Below are 16,428 nucleotides of genomic sequence, written 5' to 3'. Positions count from 1 at the left end.
CTAATCTTGATGATTCCAGCTATTTTCTCGTTCTTTGACTTGAGCAAACAGCTTTTGGTTAACGGGAACCTCTATCTGATGCTTAAGTGCTGTCTTTATAAGGTGTCCGGTAATGAAGTTTATCTCTGTCTTTCGTTGGTAAAACATATCTTGCTTCATTGAGGAATTGTTCTTTGCCGTGGCTTGGATAACCTGTTTGACGCTTGTCTCTAATTCGTCGAATGAACAAGTAATGCTTTCAGCTTGCATCACTTGCGTGAGTTCTTTAATTATAGAACTCAAAACTTCGCTAAATCTTTGGTCAGCAAGCTCTCCGTTTTTGATTTGTTCCAGCCCAGTCAGTGGGTTGATGGCACAATTGATGGCGAGCTTAGTCCATAGCGCTGTTTTTATCTCAGGATTCCAACTCACGGCAGGCAAGGCATGTTCCAACACATCAACTAAAAAAGTGCACTGCTGACCCTTGAGGTTAAAAGCCCCCAATTGTGTTTGACCGATTCCTGTGTGGGATACATTGTTGTGACTGGGTTTGAATGCCGCTTGGGTGGTGGTCGCCAATACTATTGGATGAGCATCAATTTGAGTGGCGATGTTGTCGACCGCGCCCATTCCGTTATGCATGAACATAAGAATGGTGTCAGAGTCGAGATATTGAAGTAGTGGAGTAGTGGCTTGTTCTACTTGCCAAGCTTTGACCGTGAAAATAACCAAGTCACTCGCTGATAGCTTTTCGATATTGTTGTTACTGAAGGAAAGTGAAGCTTGTCCATCAAGTGATAAGTCTATTGAGTTATCAGTGGAACGACTCCACAAAGACACATTATGACCAGCTTGAAGTAGTTTTATCGCCCACAAAGAGCCGATAGCCCCAGGTCCAACAATCGTGATGTTCACAGCAATACCGAGATAAGAAAGTGATGCTGAAAGGATAGCGAGACATTAAATGAAAGCAATAAAAAATGGCACCCGAGGGTGCCATTTAGGAAGTTTTCTTAACTCGTTCTATTAGAACTTGTAAGTTACTGCAACGTAGTGACCTACGCCAGAAGAATCAGCTTGTGAAGTTGCATCCCACGGAAGGTCAGCACCGTCTTCAAAACCGTATACATCACTGTATAGTTTCAAGCCGTAACCAACTGCAAAGCGATCTGAGTGCCAGTAAATGCCGTTGAACATTGCGCCGCCGTTGCTTACTTGAGCGTATTCATCTTTCATACCAAACTGGTAATCGATGTAACCTTGGTAAGAGATGAATGAACCGTTCTCGAAGAAGAAGAATGGTTTGAACCAGTTAGTCGAGATTTGGAAACCGTTCCAATCTTTTTGGTTCGAGTCGTATGTACCGTAAAGGTTTAGACCCATTTTACCGAACCATGGAACCATTACGTCAGAACCAAGACCAACTTTCTGAGTGTTAACACCACCGTTGTTACCATCCCACTCGAAAAGAGTTGAAAGGTAGAGTTCTTCAACTGGACCGAAAGATAGGTCTTTGCCAGTTAGGCCGTCAAGAGACATACGAGGAGCAAACTTCATAAAGATTTTGCCATCTTTGTCTGCTTTATCGCTGCTTGAGTCTGATGTTAGGTTAAATACATCAACATAACCGTAAAGGTCGAAGATTCCTGAGCGACCGCCAAATTCCATCTCTAGGTAATCATGAGTAGATTCGTAAGGACCTTTCTCGTTGATTGCACCCATAATGTTGAACTGCATCCATTTGTAGTCGTTTTTATGGATGTCGCCGTCAGAATAATCAGCCGCCATTACTGGAGCAGATGTTGCTGCAATTAGGCCAAGAGCTAGAAGTGATTTACGCATAATGGAACTCTCTATGTTTAAAATAAGTAACCCGCTAATCCGTGCGTGTTTGTATGTCCGAATGCCGAGCATAATAGCGATTTTGTTCTCAAATAAAAGTGAGACAGAGTGAAAACTATAATTATTATAGTGAGGTTGATCACACTAACGATCTAAATGATGGAACTTTAAGATGGCAATGCATCTTGATGCACCTCTGTTTCTATTGATTTTGTGAAACTTGATTATTTTGTAGATAAATTGGTGAATTACCGTCCTAAGCAAACGATTCTACTGAATCGAGTGACATGCATATCAAAATCAACAGTATTCCTTTCGAAGCGTTTTCTCGCGAAAAATGACTCATTCAACCAACCTCCTGATCTAGTCTTTGATCTATTTTTGACCAACGTCGTAATGATGTTGGAATCAATTGATGAACAACTCATGTGATGATTGGCCAAGTCTCTGAACCTAGTTGCTTTTTGAATCACGGAGAACCTTGAGACGGTTCACTGCACTAGATTTTGAGATGATGTTTAAAGATTTGTTAAAGAGCTTATCTTTTGTGTGACGAACTGGTCGAACTTTTTTGGAGAGAAGACCGATGAAATATTCACCAATACTCGTTGTAGCGATGTCAGGCTTGTTAATTGTTGGGTGTGATGACGACGATGAACCGACGACTCAACTTCAAGCCGTCCATGCATCACCCGATTGCAGCTTCAGTTGATATTTACTTGACCGAAAACGTGGGTATATCTGGTAGCACTCCGGCACTCAGTGATGTGAAGTTCAAAGATTATGCGAATGGTATTTATGTGGCAGCGGGCAGTTACTACGTGACGATTACTGTAGCAGGTGACCCATCTACAATAGCGATTGATTCTGCGCCGGCAACTTTAGCTGACGGTGTTGTCTATCAAGTCGTGGCGATTGATGATTCGATGGGAACCGGTTTTAACTTAGTCGTAAGTGATACAACAGATTAGCGTTTAAGTCTCTGCTGGCAGAAAGTAAAAGAGGGTAGCCCAGTGCTACCCTCTCCTTTTGTTTTCTTTTACTCTTATTCGTGGTTGTTTTTCGCTTTTTCTAACAAATCAGTGAAAAAGTGGCGTAACGAATAGAGCATGATCAAGCTTGGAATTACCATTAATGATGTCAGTATAAAGAAGGTTGACCAATCATTGAGGAAGTCGACCAACTCGCCACTGAAGGAGGCCAACGTCGTTCGACCGAAATTCCCCAAGGATGCGAGCAAGGCATATTGTGTTGCTGAGAAGGCTTGCCCAGTTAATAGCGTTAAGAAAGAGACAAATGCGACGGTCGAAAAGGCAGTCGTGAAATTATCGACAATAATCGTTGCCAAGAATAAGTTTTCATTTGGCCCTACTTGAGCAATCCATGCAAACATTAGGTTGCTGGCCGCCATTGCTACGCCACCAATCATTAGCCCACGTACAATACCGAATTTCACGTTAAAAATACTGCCTAACAGCGTGAAAAAGATCGTAGCGCCCCAACCAATCAATTTGGAATAGTGACCAATTTGTTCGTTGCTAAAGCCGATTTCTTTATAGAAAGGAATCGACATTCTGCCTAAGAAGGCTTCACCTATCTTAAACAGGAATACGAACAGTAGAAGCGTAATAGCAACTTGAACACCATTTCGTCTAAAGAAATCGTAGAACGGTTCCAGCACTGTAACGCTTAGCCAGGCCACAACTTTAGAACCCACCACTTTATTATGGCGCTGTTGTGCTTCTTTTTGTAATGCTTCACGTTGTGTTGTTGGCTCACCGACAAATAAGGTGAATAGCATCAGAATGATGACGACGCCAGCCATGCCATAATACACGCCGTTCCAACCGATGGTATCGGCATTGATAAATGCGAGATAACCAGGAAGAGAGTATCCAGTCCACCATCCCATCACGGCCATTGCGGATGCTTGTGGTAATTTGGAAGATTCCGATTTAGGGAATGAATCAATACGGAAGGCATCAATCGCTATATCTTGGGTCGCAGACGCAATTGCGATCCCGAGAGCAAGCATAGAGGTGAACATCAGATCATTGGCTGGATTTACTCCAGCGATGAAGAGCGTGCACACTAATACAAAGCTTTGACACAAAAATATCCAACTGCGTCGTTGGCCAAGAATGGCGTGCAGGATTGGCAATTTTACTCTGTCTACCAACGGTGCCCATAGAAAGTTAATGGCATAGACAGCGAATACACTGCCGAAATAACCAATAGCAGCACGGGTTAAGCCTGCATCTTTTAACCAACCAGACATGTTGGAGCCGATAAGAACCCAAGGGAAGCCACTCGAACAACCCAACATAAACACCCAGAGTAGACGTTTATCTAGATAGCTGCGGAAGGTCTGCATCCAAGAAAGAGAGGGAGAGCCTGATGACATAGGGCGTCCTTGTATAGAAAAACGCCCTTAAGAGGTTAAGGGCGTTGTATGAGATTACTTAAGAAGGGTTACTTTGGTGATGACGATAGGGTCTGTTGGGATATCAGACATACGACCAACTCGCTTGGTCGGAATGGTTGCCATCTTTTGAACGACATCAAAGCCCTCAGTCACTGTACCAAATACAGCGTAACCAGGGTTACCACCTTTAGCATTTAAGAAATCGTTGTCAGCAAAGTTAATGAAGAACTGACGAGTTGCAGAATCTGGCGCATTAGTGCGAGCCATTGCTATCGTTGCTGTATCATTCTTGAGACCGTTACTGCCTTCATTTTTGATAGGAGCATAAGTCGCTTGTTGATTCATATCTTGATCAAAGCCACCACCTTGAGCCATGAAGCCAGGAATTACTCGGTGGAAGATAGTGCCTTCGTAGCTGCCGTCTGCGACGTATTTAAGGAAGTTATCAACACTAACCGGTGCTTGCTCTTGGTTAAGCTCGATAGTGAAGTCGCCTAATGTTGTCTCTACGTTCACTTTAGGGCCAGCCCAAACGCTTACGCTAACCAGCATTAATGCGATAGAAGTTAGAATGCGGCTCATTAGAAACGTTCCTTCATGTAGTTTTGTAGTTCAGGGTCGTTCGCGATTTCAGTAAGAACCAAGTTGATCACATCGTTTAGAACCATTGAAATGTCGTCGTTTGAAGCGCTTAATGCACCGGTACGAGTTGCAGTGCCGTTGAATGTTTTTACAAGCTTACCTTCAGGTGTCTCAGCGGTAACTTCAAGTGTGACTTTACCGTCCATTTGGTTTTCCATAATGGTGTGTTCTACGGTAACAAGTGCTTCTTGAATCTCTAAAACAATTGAGTTTTCACTATTTACGCTTGCGCGGAAACCTTGGGATTCCAGTTGTTTTGCTAATGCGTCCTCTAGAGAAATACGCATGTTCTGTTTAGCGTGAATCGGCTGGATATTTGAACGGCCACTATCAACCAATGCTACGTACTGAGCTGCACGAACATCTTTACTGGTTAGTGTGTATGTTTTGCCTTGTACAAGGTTGCTTGAGCTTAGCGAAGCTTCTGGCATTACATTGATCTGTTCTTGCTGAGGGGCTGAACATGCTGTTAAAGCCATAATAGAGGCAGCCAAAATCAGTTTTTTCATTCCTTTATCCTTTCTAAATTCACACCAGAAGCTCGGTATTTTAAATTCTTATGAAGCAGTCTACTGCCTATTTATTAAAATTAGCAGGTTCTCTTGTTGCCTGTAATATCTCAAATTTTTGGTTCAACTCAAGCGTTTCGACGTTCGCTTCACCAAATAATCTTGCTAGTTTGACATCGTATCCGAGGTGGCGGTTGCCAATAACAATTAATTTGCCTCCATTGCTTAGAACATGCTTTGCATCACAGAACATTTGCCACGCAATGTGATCTGTAATCGCTTGCTGTTGGTGGAACGGAGGGTTACACATGACTAAGTAAGTGCTGTTTTTCTTAAAGCCATCTAAACAGTTGTTTGCGATGAACTGGAAGTTACCTTCTTCGCCAAGATTGTCTTTTACATTTTGGCGCGCAGATTCCACAGCCATGAAGCTTTCGTCTACACAGGTAATACGAGCTTGTGGGTTTAACTGACCTGCTTTCACACTCAGTACACCATTACCACAACCTAAATCAATTATGTGACGCAATTCTGGATCTTGTGGGATGTGTTCCAACATATAACGAGCGCCTTGATCGAGTGCCTCGCCTGAGTAAACATTTGGTAAATTTTTCAAGCGAATATCTTCACCATCAACATCCCATTCAACATTAGGCTCTACTGTTTGAATCGGTTGGCAGTTTGGAGAAGAGAACACAAGGCGATGCTTTTTCTTAGCCAGAGAGGTTTTGGTTTCACCCAGATATTTTTCAAACAGGTTAAGTGTTGAAGTGTGGATCTCTTTTACTTTATTCACACCAATCACTTGGCTGCCTTCAGGCAGTGCTTGGCGCAACTGGCTCAACTGCCATACTAGGTGGCGGTTGGTTTTTGGCAATTGCATGATCACAAGGTCGATACCGTGTGGAATATCATCCATAGTGTTTAAAAAGTTCACACGGTTGCTTTGATTACGTTGCAAGTTTTTTAGCGTTCCGCGATGAGAGATAAAAGAGTCACTCATCATAGTCACGTCATGATCTTTAGAGAACCAAGCGGATAGGGCACCAAAACTGTCGTTCATGATCAGGATGTGTTTACCAGGTTCAAGATTCATCTCTTCAACATGGCTAATCAGGTATTCGTCGCCGGCATCCCAAGCTTGAAGGGTTTCATTTGAACGATTGGGGAAACGATTTAGGGTTAAAGTTCTATCGTGAAGGGTAAGTTCAGTTTTCATTGCTTGAGATACTTATGTAAGAAATAACAAAGATATTGTCTCAAATGCAGCCTGAACAAGATATAAAAAACTCGACTAAACCCCTCGAGTCAGCGATGAAATACTCAGACAGTCGGTTAGTTAGGGTTTATACTGGAGCGACAGGTAATGCCAATACGCTATTTAAGGAATCACAATGATCCAAGAAGTTATCGAAACAAAATTGCACAATGAGTTTTCACCAAGTCATTTAAACGTGGTGAATGAGAGCTATATGCACAATGTTCCGGCTGGTTCTGAGAGTCATTTTAAAGTGATTGTTGTCAGCGATACGTTTGAAGGGTTGCGTCTTATTGCTCGTCATCGAGCGGTAAATAAAGCACTTTCAGAAGAGCTAGCGAATAATATCCACGCGTTGTCTATTCACACTTATACAAAAGATGAATGGATGAAGCAGCTAGATAACGTGCCAGATAGCCCAATGTGTATGGGCGGTGGCAAGTAAAAGGGTTTATACAGATAGAGGAAGCGTAATAGTGCTTTTTTGGTCGTCAAACTTATGTGTTTTTCGTTCTTATATCACCCAAATTGATGTCAAATTGAACGGTTTAAAATACCTACAATGAGTAATGTTTTTATTAACAGTGTTTCAACATAACTCGTAAAATATTAGTTTGTGACAGAGTATTAATCTCTTGTTTAAAACACGATTCAAAAGCCATTTTATCTGTGCGGCTCGTCAAATTTATACATATTTGAGAGTCCATATGCTTCAAATCTCACCAAATTAAGGCCGTATTCAAGCTATTGGTCATGGCATCAAGTTGTCAAAAAATGCTAGTATACGGCACCTGATAAATCTCACATGATTTGTGTGATGAGTTTATTAAGATAATGTTGCGATTTTGGTATCTCAAATTTACCAAAACCGGACACTGTAATGTCGTGTCTAAGGGCGATTTAAAAACGTCCTGAATTTACGCAATTAAAAGAATCTTTTTCCCGATAAAGTAGTGCAAGTGCGTATGATTACAATAAAGAAGGGTTTGGATCTTCCTATCGCAGGAACTCCATCCCAGGTGATTAATGATGGTAAGTCCATCACTAAAGTCGCCTTGCTTGGCGAAGAGTACGTTGGTATGCGTCCTACGATGCATACTCGCGTTGGTGATGAAGTGAAGAAAGGCCAAGTTCTTTTTGCAGATAAAAAGAACCCAGGTGTTGTATTTACTTCTCCAGCAAGCGGTAAAGTTATTGAAGTGAACCGTGGTGCTAAGCGTGTTCTTCAGTCAGTAGTGATTGAAGTAGCAGGCAATGAGCAAATCACGTTCAATAGCTATGAAGCTAACCAATTAACAGGCCTTGACCGTGAAACGGTTAAAGCTCAGTTAGTTGAGTCTGGCGCATGGACCGCTTTGCGAACTCGTCCGTTCAGCAAGGTTCCAGCAGTTGATTCTGAAACTCAGGCTATTTTCGTTACTGCTATGGATACTAATCCGCTAGCAGCTGAGCCAGAATTAATTATTAACGAGCAGTCTGATGCTTTCGTTGCTGGTTTAGATCTTCTTTCAACTCTGACTAACGGTAAAGTGTACGTTTGTAAAAAAGGTACTAGCTTACCTCGTTCAGCTCAGTCTAACGTTGAAGAACATGTTTTTGATGGCCCACACCCTGCAGGTCTTGCAGGCACGCATATGCATTACCTATATCCGGTAAATGCACAAAATGTAGCGTGGAGCATTAACTACCAAGACGTTATCGCATTCGGTAAGCTTTTCCTTACTGGTGAAATTTACTCTGAGCGTGTTGTTTCTCTGGCTGGTCCAGTGGTGAACAACCCACGTCTAGTTCGTACTCAAATTGGTGCTAGCCTTGAAGAGTTAACGGACAGCGAGTTGATGCCAGGTGAAGTTCGCCTGATTTCAGGTTCAGTGTTATCTGGTGTTCACGCTTCAGGTCCAAATGCTTACCTTGGCCGTTACCATCAACAGGTTTCGGTTCTTCGTGAAGGTCGTGATAAAGAGCTATTCGGCTGGGCTATGCCTGGTAAGAACAAGTTCTCTGTTACTCGTTCATTCCTTGGTCACGTGTTTAAAGGTCAGTTGTTCAACATGACAACGACGACAAACGGTAGTGATCGCTCTATGGTTCCAATTGGTAACTACGAGAAAGTAATGCCATTAGATATGGAGCCTACTTTGCTGCTTCGCGATCTATGCGCTGGCGACGTTGATAGTGCACAAGCACTTGGTGCGCTAGAGCTAGATGAAGAAGATTTAGCACTGTGTACCTTTGTATGTCCTGGTAAGTACGAGTACGGTCAGTTACTTCGTGAATGCCTAGATACAATTGTGAAGGAAGGGTAATTTTCATGGGCCTTAAAAAGTTTATTGAAGACATCGAGCATCATTTTGAACCAGGTGGTAAACACGAAACGTGGTTTGCGCTTTACGAAGCAGCAGCAACACTTTTCTACACACCAGGTACAGTTACAAAGAAAAGCTCGCATGTCCGTGATAGCGTTGATTTAAAACGTATCATGATCATGGTTTGGCTTGCGGTATTCCCAGCAATGTTCTGGGGTATGTACAACGCAGGTGGTCAAGCTATCGCAGCACTTAACCATATGTACGCAGGCGCTGAATTAGTTTCTGTTATCGATGGTAACTGGCACTACTGGCTAACCGAAATGCTTGGAGCCTCCTTAGGGTCCGATGCAGGTGTTGGCAGTAAGATGCTACTCGGTGCGACATACTTCCTGCCTATCTACGCGACGGTGTTTATCGTCGGTGGCTTCTGGGAAGTTCTGTTCTGTATGGTGCGTAAGCACGAAGTCAACGAAGGTTTCTTTGTTACTTCTATCTTATTCGCGCTTATCGTTCCGCCAACACTTCCTCTATGGCAAGCAGCACTAGGTATTACCTTCGGTGTTGTTGTAGCTAAAGAGATCTTTGGTGGTACAGGTCGTAACTTCCTGAACCCTGCGCTTGCTGGCCGTGCGTTCCTATTCTTTGCATACCCTGCACAGATCTCGGGCGACGTAGTTTGGACTGCAGCTGACGGTTTCTCTGGCGCAACTGCTCTTAGCCAATGGGCTCAAGGCGGCGGCAGTGCTCTAATGAACGTAACATCGGGTGAAGCAATCACTTGGATGGATGCATTCATTGGTAACATTCCAGGTTCTATCGGTGAAGTTTCAACGCTGGCACTTATGATCGGTGCTGCAATGATTGTTTACATGGGCATTGCTTCATGGCGCATCATTGCGGGTGTAATGATCGGTATGATTGCGGTATCAACACTATTTAACGTGATTGGTTCTGACACTAATGCAATGTTCAGCATGCCTTGGCATTGGCACCTAGTACTAGGTGGCTTCGCATTTGGTATGTTCTTCATGGCGACCGACCCAGTATCAGCTTCATTTACCAATAAAGGTAAATGGTGGTACGGCATCCTAATCGGCGCAATGTGTGTAATGATTCGTGTAGTTAACCCTGCATATCCAGAAGGCATGATGCTTGCGATTCTATTCGCAAACTTATTTGCTCCTCTGTTTGACCACGTTGTAATCGAGAAGAACATTAAGCGGAGACTAGCGCGCTATGGCAAGTAATAACGATAGCATTAAAAAGACGCTGTTTGTTGTTATCGCATTGAGCTTAGTGTGCTCAATCATCGTTTCAACAGCTGCAGTTGTTCTTAAACCGAAGCAACAAGCTAACGCAGTTCTGGATCAGCAAACTAAGATCCTTGAAGTTGCAGGCATTGAACTTACTGGTGATGTTCCAGCGTTGTACGCAGAGAACATCGAACCTCGTCTAGTTGATTTCGCTACTGGCGATTTCGTTGACGGCGATGCTGCTGCATTCGACCAACGTAAAGCGGCAAAAGATCCTGCTCAGTCAATTAAGCTTTCAGCTGAAGATGACATCGCTAAGATCATTCGTCGTGCTAATACGGGTACTGTATACCTAGTGAAAGATGGCGCTGATACTTCTAAAGTTATCATCCCTGTTCACGGTAACGGCCTATGGTCAATGATGTACGCATTCGTTGCGGTAGAAACTGATGGCAACACGGTTTCTGGTATCACTTACTACGAGCAAGGTGAAACTCCTGGACTTGGTGGTGAAGTTGAGAACCCGTCTTGGCGTGCTCAATTCGTTGGTAAGAAATTATTCGACGAAAACCACAAACCAGCGATTCAGGTTGTTAAAGGTGGCGCTCCTCAAGGTTCTGAGCACGGTGTTGATGGCCTTTCTGGTGCAACACTGACCAGCGTTGGCGTTCAACATACATTTGACTTCTGGTTAGGTGATATGGGCTTTGGTCCGTTCCTAGCAAAAGTTCGTGACGGAGGTCTGAACTAATGTCTAGTGCAAAAGAAATTAAAAAGAGCATCTTAGCGCCAGTGTTGGATAACAACCCTATCGCGCTACAGGTTCTTGGTGTGTGTTCTGCTCTTGCGGTAACCACTAAACTAGAAACAGCATTTGTTATGACTATCGCGGTAATGTTTGTTACTGCTCTGTCGAACTTCTTTGTTTCTTTGATCCGTAACCACATTCCTAATAGTGTGCGTATCATCGTTCAGATGGCAATTATCGCATCATTAGTAATCGTGGTAGACCAAGTGCTTAAAGCATACCTATACGATATCTCTAAGCAGTTATCTGTATTCGTTGGCCTAATCATTACTAACTGTATTGTAATGGGTCGTGCTGAAGCGTTCGCAATGAAGTCTGCGCCAATCCCATCTTTCATCGATGGTCTTGGTAACGGTCTTGGTTACGGTTTCGTTCTTATCACTGTTGGTTTCTTCCGTGAGCTTCTAGGCTCAGGCAAACTATTTGGTATGGAAGTTCTACCTCTAGTGAGCAACGGTGGTTGGTATCAGCCAAACGGCTTGATGCTTCTAGCACCTTCAGCATTCTTCTTAATTGGTTTCTTGATTTGGGCAATTCGTGTGTTCAAACCAGAGCAAATAGAAGCGAAGGGGTAAGGTAGTCATGGAACATTATATTAGTCTGCTAGTTAAATCGATTTTCATCGAAAACATGGCGCTTTCTTTCTTCCTAGGTATGTGTACATTCCTAGCGGTATCTAAGAAAGTTAAAACTTCTTTTGGTCTTGGTGTTGCGGTAGTTGTAGTACTTACAATCGCTGTTCCTGTAAACAACCTTGTTTACACACACATTCTAAAAGAAAATGCACTTGTTGCAGGTGTCGATTTAAGTTTCCTTAACTTCATCGCATTCATTGGTGTTATCGCAGCACTTGTACAAATCCTAGAGATGGTTCTAGACCGTTTCTTCCCACCTTTGTACAACGCACTAGGTATCTTCCTTCCTCTGATCACAGTTAACTGTGCAATCTTTGGTGGTGTATCTTTCATGGTAACTCGTGACTACAACTTTGCTGAATCCGTTGTTTACGGCTTTGGTTCTGGTGTGGGTTGGATGTTAGCTATCGTTGCTCTTGCGGGTATCCGTGAGAAGATGAAGTACTCTGACGTACCCCCAGGTCTACGTGGCCTTGGTATCACGTTCATTACTGTTGGTCTGATGGCGTTAGGCTTTATGTCTTTCTCTGGTGTTCAACTGTAGGGTAAGCACCCAGTAATAAGGAATAACAAATGCAAAGCATTATTCTTGGCGTAGCGATGTTTACCATTATTGTATTAGCTCTAGTACTAGTGATTCTTTTCGCTAAGTCTAAGCTAGTACCATCAGGTGACATCACTATTTCAGTAAACGGCGACCCTGAAAAGGCGATCGTTACTCAACCTGGTAGCAAGCTACTTGGTGCCCTTGCTGGCGCTGGTATCTTTGTATCTTCTGCTTGTGGTGGCGGTGGCTCTTGTGGTCAATGTCGCGTGAAAGTTAAGTCTGGTGGTGGCGACATCTTACCAACTGAACTTGATCACATCACAAAAGGCGAAGCTCGCGAGGGCGAACGTCTTGCATGTCAAGTTGCTATGAAAACTGACATGGAGATTGAACTAGACGAAGATATCTTTGGCGTTAAAAAGTGGGAATGTTCTGTTATCTCTAACGATAACGAAGCTACTTTCATCAAAGAATTGGCTCTAGCAATCCCTGAAGGTGAAGAAGTTCCGTTCCGCGCGGGTGGTTACATTCAAATTGAAGCTGAACCACATCACGTGAAATACGCAGATTACGATATTCCTGATGAATATCGTGGTGACTGGGATAAGTTCAACTTGTTCCGTTACGAGTCTATCGTTAAAGAGCATTCGATTCGTGCTTACTCTATGGCTTCATACCCAGAAGAGAAAGGCATCATCAAGCTTAACGTGCGTATCGCAACTCCGCCGCCAAACAACCCTGATGTAGCTCCTGGTGTGATGTCTTCATACATCTGGTCTCTTAAAGAAGGCGACAAATGTACTATTTCTGGTCCATTTGGTGAATTCTTTGCTAAAGACACAGACAATGAAATGGTATTCATCGGTGGTGGTGCAGGTATGGCGCCAATGCGTTCACATATCTTCGACCAACTTAAGCGTCTTAACTCTACTCGTAAGATGTCTTACTGGTACGGTGCGCGTTCTAAGCGTGAGATGTTCTACATTGAAGATTTCGACGGCCTAGCGGCTGCAAACGAGAACTTCGTGTGGCACTGTGCACTGTCTGATCCTCAACCTGAGGACAACTGGGACGGTTACACTGGTTTCATCCATAACGTATTGTACGAAAACTACCTGAAGGATCACGAAGCTCCTGAAGACTGTGAATACTACATGTGTGGTCCACCAATGATGAACGCTGCTGTTATCGGTATGCTGAAAGATCTTGGTGTAGAAGATGAAAACATCCTACTAGATGACTTCGGTGGTTAATCCATTTAAGTGATTGATATTATGGCTGACTCCTACGAGTCAGCCATTTGTTTTTATAAGACTGTTTTTTGACAATACAACGGCTTATATAAGAAAGAGTAAGGTATTAAATACCTAATTTTTCTCTTATTTTTCCTTATATAAATCCTCAACATTAGATAGGAGTAAGCAAGTGAGAATTTGGCTTGTTGCATTAACTTCTTTGATTTTTCTTGCTGGCTGTGAACAGTCAAGAGAACAAGTACATTTAAGTGGCCCAACAATGGGCACCAGTTACAATATTAAATACATCAACGGTGATGAATTTCCTGAGTCTAATAAAGTTCATACCGAGATTGATCGTTTGCTTGAAGAAGTGAACGATCAGATGTCGACTTACCGTGAGGACTCTGAACTAAGCCGTTTTAACCAACATCGTGGCGCTGACGCATTTGAAGTGTCTGAACAAACGGCTCTTGTAGTGAAAGAAGCCATTCGTTTGAACGGTCTTACTGAAGGTGCATTGGATGTTACGGTTGGCCCGCTAGTTAACCTGTGGGGTTTTGGTCCTGAAGCACGCCCTGAAGTGGTGCCTACAAATGAAGAGATCGCTGCTCGTAAAGCAAAGGTTGGTATTCATCATTTGAGCATTGAGGGTAATAAACTGACGAAAGATTTACCAAACTTGTATGTTGATCTTTCAACTATCGCAAAAGGTTGGGGAGTCGATGTTGTAGCTGATTATCTTGACTCAATTGGTATACACAATTACATGGTAGAAGTAGGTGGTGAGATCCGCTTAAAAGGCCTAAACCGTGAAAGTGTGGGTTGGCGTATCGCGATAGAGAAGCCAAGCGTTGAAGAGCGTAACATTCAAGAGATCATCGAGCCGGGTGATATGGCGATTGCAACGTCTGGCGACTACCGTAACTATTTTGAGCGTGATGGTGTGCGTTACTCACACATCATTAACCCGGAAACAGGAAAGCCTCTTCACCATAAAGTGGTTTCTGTGACTGTTTTAAATCCGTCTTCAATGACTGCAGATGGCTTATCTACAGGCCTAATGGTCTTAGGTGAAGTGAAAGGAATGGAAGTCGCAAACCAACATGGTATCCCTGCATTCATGGTGGTAAAAACAGCAGATGGCTTTAAAGAGATTGCTTCTGAAGCATTTAAGCCATACTTAGGTAAATAAGGTAAGCGAGAGAATTATGAATACATTTCTGATTACATTTGGTGTTTTTCTTGCAGTAATCGCAGCAATGTCGATTGGCTATATTGTTCAAAAGAAAGTTGTGAAAGGTAGCTGTGGTGGCTTAGGTGCTGTTGGTATTGATAAAGTGTGTAACTGCCCTGAACCTTGTGATGCACGTAAAAAACGTGAAGCACGCGAAGCATATCGTGAAGAAAAACTTGCTGAGCGCCAACAAAAAGAAGCGTCTTGGAGTAAAGACCGTATTGCTTAATTTGCGATATTGATTCTGGAACCAGTGAAATCGAGTTCCTTAAAGTGCAAAGAGCTCAAGGCCTATCGTCTTGAGCTCTTTTTAATTTAGGTAACCATTACAATCTACAAATTTTTGGGAATTAAGAACTTTGTTTGGTTATGACTTATTAATCTTGCTGGGTGTTGCGAGCGAACACAAGCTGGTTTCTACCTTGCTCTTTAGCGGTATAAAGTAACTCATCTGCCGCTTTTATTTGTTCATCGAGCTTTGCGTCTAAATCAGTGACTCCGATGCTGATGCTAACTTTAATACGATTATCGCCATGCATTACTTCATGGTTTTCTATCGCGACCCTCATTGATTCTAAGTCATCAACAAAGCTTTCAAATGGCCTACATGCTTGAATGCAAAATTCTTCACCACCAAAGCGAACAGCCACATCATCTTTGAAATGGTCTTTGATGATCTTTCCTACCGCGACAAGTACTGCATCACCGCCATCGTGACCATAGGTGTCATTTACTTTCTTGAAGAAATCGATATCCATCATCGCGATATTACGTTGTGGGCATCCCTTACATATCTGATTAAACAGGTAACGGCGATTCCATAGGCCTGTTAAGGCATCTTCATTTGCATGGCGGAATAGCTCATTGGTCGCTTCTTTCATATCGAGTAGTTGATGAATACGGCAGAAAAACTCTTCTTGGTTAAATGGCTTATAAAGGAAATCATTAGCGCCAGCTTTAAGGAAGCGAGCCGTCATTGTGCGGTCATCACTGCCTGACAAGCCAAGAATAGCAAGTTGATTGCGGTCATGATGGACTCGAATATCACGGGTCATAGAAATACCATCTTTTTTCGGCATATCGTGATCAGTGACGACAAAAGTGATATCGGAATCGTTTCGGAGGAGCTCTAGCGCTTGCTCTCCGTTTTCAGCTTGGATGGTTTGAATATATTGATGTTCTAGGAGTTGGACTACATATCGACGAACCACAGCTGAGTCATCTACTACCAGCGCTTTATGATATCGATTATTTGAAATTCGTTTAACTAGAGGAAGTAAGTAACTTACCGATGACATGCTGTCTTTTAGGATGTAATCAAGCACACCTTTTGCAAGAACCTGCTCTCGAAGTGTGTTGTTAAACATGCCAGTTAGAACAATGATTTTTTGCTGATAGCCGAGTACTAAGTCAATAATTTCGCCATCTTGACCGTCAGGTAAGCAGTAATCTAGAACCGCACACAAGAAATCCGTCTGTTGCTCTAAGATAGCTTTAGCTTCTTCGACAGACTCTGTCAGTACAACTTCATAGCCATCGTTCTTAAATTGTTGGTAAAGATAGTTTCTGAATGCACGACTATCTTCCACAACTAGTATTTTTTCACTCAAAAGCGATCCCTACTTAATAGACTAAATACTCCTTAACAATACTATCAGAATAGTAGGTAGCTATTGAAGTGAAACCTATTGAGCTGGACTCGAGATCATTCTAAATTTGATAATAATCGGCTATACTGTTTATAGATAC

16 protein-coding genes and 1 pseudogene are annotated in these 16,428 nt (G+C 42.8%); 10 read left to right on the top strand and 7 right to left on the bottom strand.

Features of this window, described 5'->3' with window-relative positions; translation table 11 throughout:
- On the bottom strand, positions 1 to 894 hold the full coding sequence (panE, locus tag OCV36_RS12415) for a 2-dehydropantoate 2-reductase (RefSeq protein ID WP_135455468.1): 894 nt from the start codon (positions 892 to 894) through the stop codon (positions 1 to 3).
- Positions 895 to 1,005: 111 nt separating this feature from the next.
- Complete coding sequence (locus OCV36_RS12410; RefSeq protein WP_135455466.1) at positions 1,006 to 1,821, bottom strand: nucleoside-specific channel-forming Tsx family protein; 816 nt, start codon at positions 1,819 to 1,821, stop codon at positions 1,006 to 1,008.
- A 692-nt stretch (positions 1,822 to 2,513) separates the two neighbouring features.
- Between OCV36_RS12410 and OCV36_RS25545 the strand changes: the two are divergent.
- Positions 2,514 to 2,792, top strand: a pseudogene (locus OCV36_RS25545) (DUF4397 domain-containing protein); the annotation flags it as partial.
- 74 nt (positions 2,793 to 2,866) lie between these two features.
- Here the strand turns inward: OCV36_RS25545 and OCV36_RS12400 are convergent.
- The 4 genes from OCV36_RS12400 to OCV36_RS12385 all read right to left on the bottom strand — a co-directional run bounded on the left by OCV36_RS12400 (position 2,867) and on the right by OCV36_RS12385 (position 6,616).
- Positions 2,867 to 4,225 carry an AmpG family muropeptide MFS transporter gene (locus tag OCV36_RS12400; protein WP_017074204.1) on the bottom strand — a complete coding sequence of 453 codons (1,359 nt, stop codon included), beginning with the start codon at positions 4,223 to 4,225 and terminating at the stop codon, positions 2,867 to 2,869.
- Between the two features lie 54 nt (positions 4,226 to 4,279).
- Positions 4,280 to 4,828: a peptidylprolyl isomerase gene (locus tag OCV36_RS12395; protein ID WP_017074205.1), complete on the bottom strand. Its 549-nt coding sequence runs from the start codon at positions 4,826 to 4,828 to the stop codon at positions 4,280 to 4,282.
- The gene (locus tag OCV36_RS12390; RefSeq protein ID WP_017074206.1) at positions 4,828 to 5,397 is read right to left on the bottom strand and encodes a YajG family lipoprotein; all 570 of its coding nucleotides are present in this window, start codon (positions 5,395 to 5,397) and stop codon (positions 4,828 to 4,830) included. Before OCV36_RS12390 ends, OCV36_RS12395 begins: the two co-directional genes overlap by 1 nt.
- 67 nt (positions 5,398 to 5,464) lie before the next feature.
- Positions 5,465 to 6,616: a methyltransferase gene (locus tag OCV36_RS12385; RefSeq protein WP_017074207.1), complete on the bottom strand. Its 1,152-nt coding sequence runs from the start codon at positions 6,614 to 6,616 to the stop codon at positions 5,465 to 5,467.
- Positions 6,617 to 6,791: 175 nt separating this feature from the next.
- Here OCV36_RS12385 and bolA point away from each other — a divergent pair, with 175 nt between their 5' ends.
- From bolA to nqrM, 9 genes are all read left to right on the top strand, one after another.
- Positions 6,792 to 7,100 carry a transcriptional regulator BolA gene (gene bolA, locus OCV36_RS12380; protein ID WP_017074209.1) on the top strand — a complete coding sequence of 103 codons (309 nt, stop codon included), beginning with the start codon at positions 6,792 to 6,794 and terminating at the stop codon, positions 7,098 to 7,100.
- A 520-nt stretch (positions 7,101 to 7,620) separates the two neighbouring features.
- A complete protein-coding gene (locus tag OCV36_RS12375; RefSeq protein ID WP_017074210.1) occupies positions 7,621 to 8,961 on the top strand; it encodes a Na(+)-translocating NADH-quinone reductase subunit A in 1,341 nt (446 codons plus the stop codon).
- Between the two features lie 5 nt (positions 8,962 to 8,966).
- On the top strand, positions 8,967 to 10,211 hold the full coding sequence (locus tag OCV36_RS12370) for an NADH:ubiquinone reductase (Na(+)-transporting) subunit B (protein WP_135455464.1): 1,245 nt from the start codon (positions 8,967 to 8,969) through the stop codon (positions 10,209 to 10,211).
- Entirely contained in the window at positions 10,201 to 10,968 is a 768-nt protein-coding gene (locus OCV36_RS12365; protein ID WP_017074212.1) for a Na(+)-translocating NADH-quinone reductase subunit C, read from the top strand. Before OCV36_RS12370 ends, OCV36_RS12365 begins: the two co-directional genes overlap by 11 nt.
- A complete protein-coding gene (locus tag OCV36_RS12360) occupies positions 10,968 to 11,600 on the top strand; it encodes an NADH:ubiquinone reductase (Na(+)-transporting) subunit D (RefSeq protein WP_017074213.1) in 633 nt (210 codons plus the stop codon). The genes OCV36_RS12365 and OCV36_RS12360 overlap by 1 nt, the downstream gene beginning before the upstream one ends.
- A gap of 7 nt (positions 11,601 to 11,607) precedes the next feature.
- A complete protein-coding gene (nqrE, locus tag OCV36_RS12355; protein WP_004735211.1) occupies positions 11,608 to 12,204 on the top strand; it encodes an NADH:ubiquinone reductase (Na(+)-transporting) subunit E in 597 nt (198 codons plus the stop codon).
- A 29-nt stretch (positions 12,205 to 12,233) separates the two neighbouring features.
- Positions 12,234 to 13,460: an NADH:ubiquinone reductase (Na(+)-transporting) subunit F gene (nqrF, locus tag OCV36_RS12350; protein WP_017074214.1), complete on the top strand. Its 1,227-nt coding sequence runs from the start codon at positions 12,234 to 12,236 to the stop codon at positions 13,458 to 13,460.
- 172 nt (positions 13,461 to 13,632) lie between these two features.
- Complete coding sequence (locus OCV36_RS12345) at positions 13,633 to 14,637, top strand: FAD:protein FMN transferase (protein WP_135455462.1); 1,005 nt, start codon at positions 13,633 to 13,635, stop codon at positions 14,635 to 14,637.
- A gap of 16 nt (positions 14,638 to 14,653) precedes the next feature.
- A complete protein-coding gene (gene nqrM / locus OCV36_RS12340) occupies positions 14,654 to 14,908 on the top strand; it encodes a (Na+)-NQR maturation NqrM (RefSeq protein WP_017074216.1) in 255 nt (84 codons plus the stop codon).
- Positions 14,909 to 15,056: 148 nt separating this feature from the next.
- Here nqrM and OCV36_RS12335 read toward each other — a convergent pair whose 3' ends face one another.
- Positions 15,057 to 16,289, bottom strand: coding sequence for a GGDEF domain-containing response regulator (locus tag OCV36_RS12335; RefSeq protein WP_135455460.1), 1,233 nt, complete (start codon positions 16,287 to 16,289; stop codon positions 15,057 to 15,059).
- Positions 16,290 to 16,428: the final 139 nt, after the last annotated feature.

The sequence above is a fragment of the Vibrio echinoideorum genome (assembly GCF_024347455.1).
Classification (GTDB): Bacteria; Pseudomonadota; Gammaproteobacteria; order Enterobacterales; family Vibrionaceae; genus Vibrio; species Vibrio echinoideorum.
This window is presented reverse-complemented; position numbering and strand designations above follow the sequence as displayed.

Coding starts and splice junctions, on each gene's coding strand:
- OCV36_RS12400 (WP_017074204.1), bottom strand. CDS start 4,225: ATGTCATCAGGCTCTCCCTCTCTTTCTTGGATGCAGACCTTCCGCAGC.
- OCV36_RS12360 (WP_017074213.1), top strand. CDS start 10,968: ATGTCTAGTGCAAAAGAAATTAAAAAGAGCATCTTAGCGCCAGTGTTG.
- OCV36_RS12385 (WP_017074207.1), bottom strand. CDS start 6,616: ATGAAAACTGAACTTACCCTTCACGATAGAACTTTAACCCTAAATCGT.
- OCV36_RS12365 (WP_017074212.1), top strand. CDS start 10,201: ATGGCAAGTAATAACGATAGCATTAAAAAGACGCTGTTTGTTGTTATC.
- nqrM (WP_017074216.1), top strand. CDS start 14,654: ATGAATACATTTCTGATTACATTTGGTGTTTTTCTTGCAGTAATCGCA.
- OCV36_RS12390 (WP_017074206.1), bottom strand. CDS start 5,397: ATGAAAAAACTGATTTTGGCTGCCTCTATTATGGCTTTAACAGCATGT.
- bolA (WP_017074209.1), top strand. CDS start 6,792: ATGATCCAAGAAGTTATCGAAACAAAATTGCACAATGAGTTTTCACCA.
- OCV36_RS12370 (WP_135455464.1), top strand. CDS start 8,967: ATGGGCCTTAAAAAGTTTATTGAAGACATCGAGCATCATTTTGAACCA.
- nqrF (WP_017074214.1), top strand. CDS start 12,234: ATGCAAAGCATTATTCTTGGCGTAGCGATGTTTACCATTATTGTATTA.
- OCV36_RS12410 (WP_135455466.1), bottom strand. CDS start 1,821: ATGCGTAAATCACTTCTAGCTCTTGGCCTAATTGCAGCAACATCTGCT.
- OCV36_RS12375 (WP_017074210.1), top strand. CDS start 7,621: ATGATTACAATAAAGAAGGGTTTGGATCTTCCTATCGCAGGAACTCCA.
- nqrE (WP_004735211.1), top strand. CDS start 11,608: ATGGAACATTATATTAGTCTGCTAGTTAAATCGATTTTCATCGAAAAC.
- OCV36_RS12395 (WP_017074205.1), bottom strand. CDS start 4,828: ATGAGCCGCATTCTAACTTCTATCGCATTAATGCTGGTTAGCGTAAGC.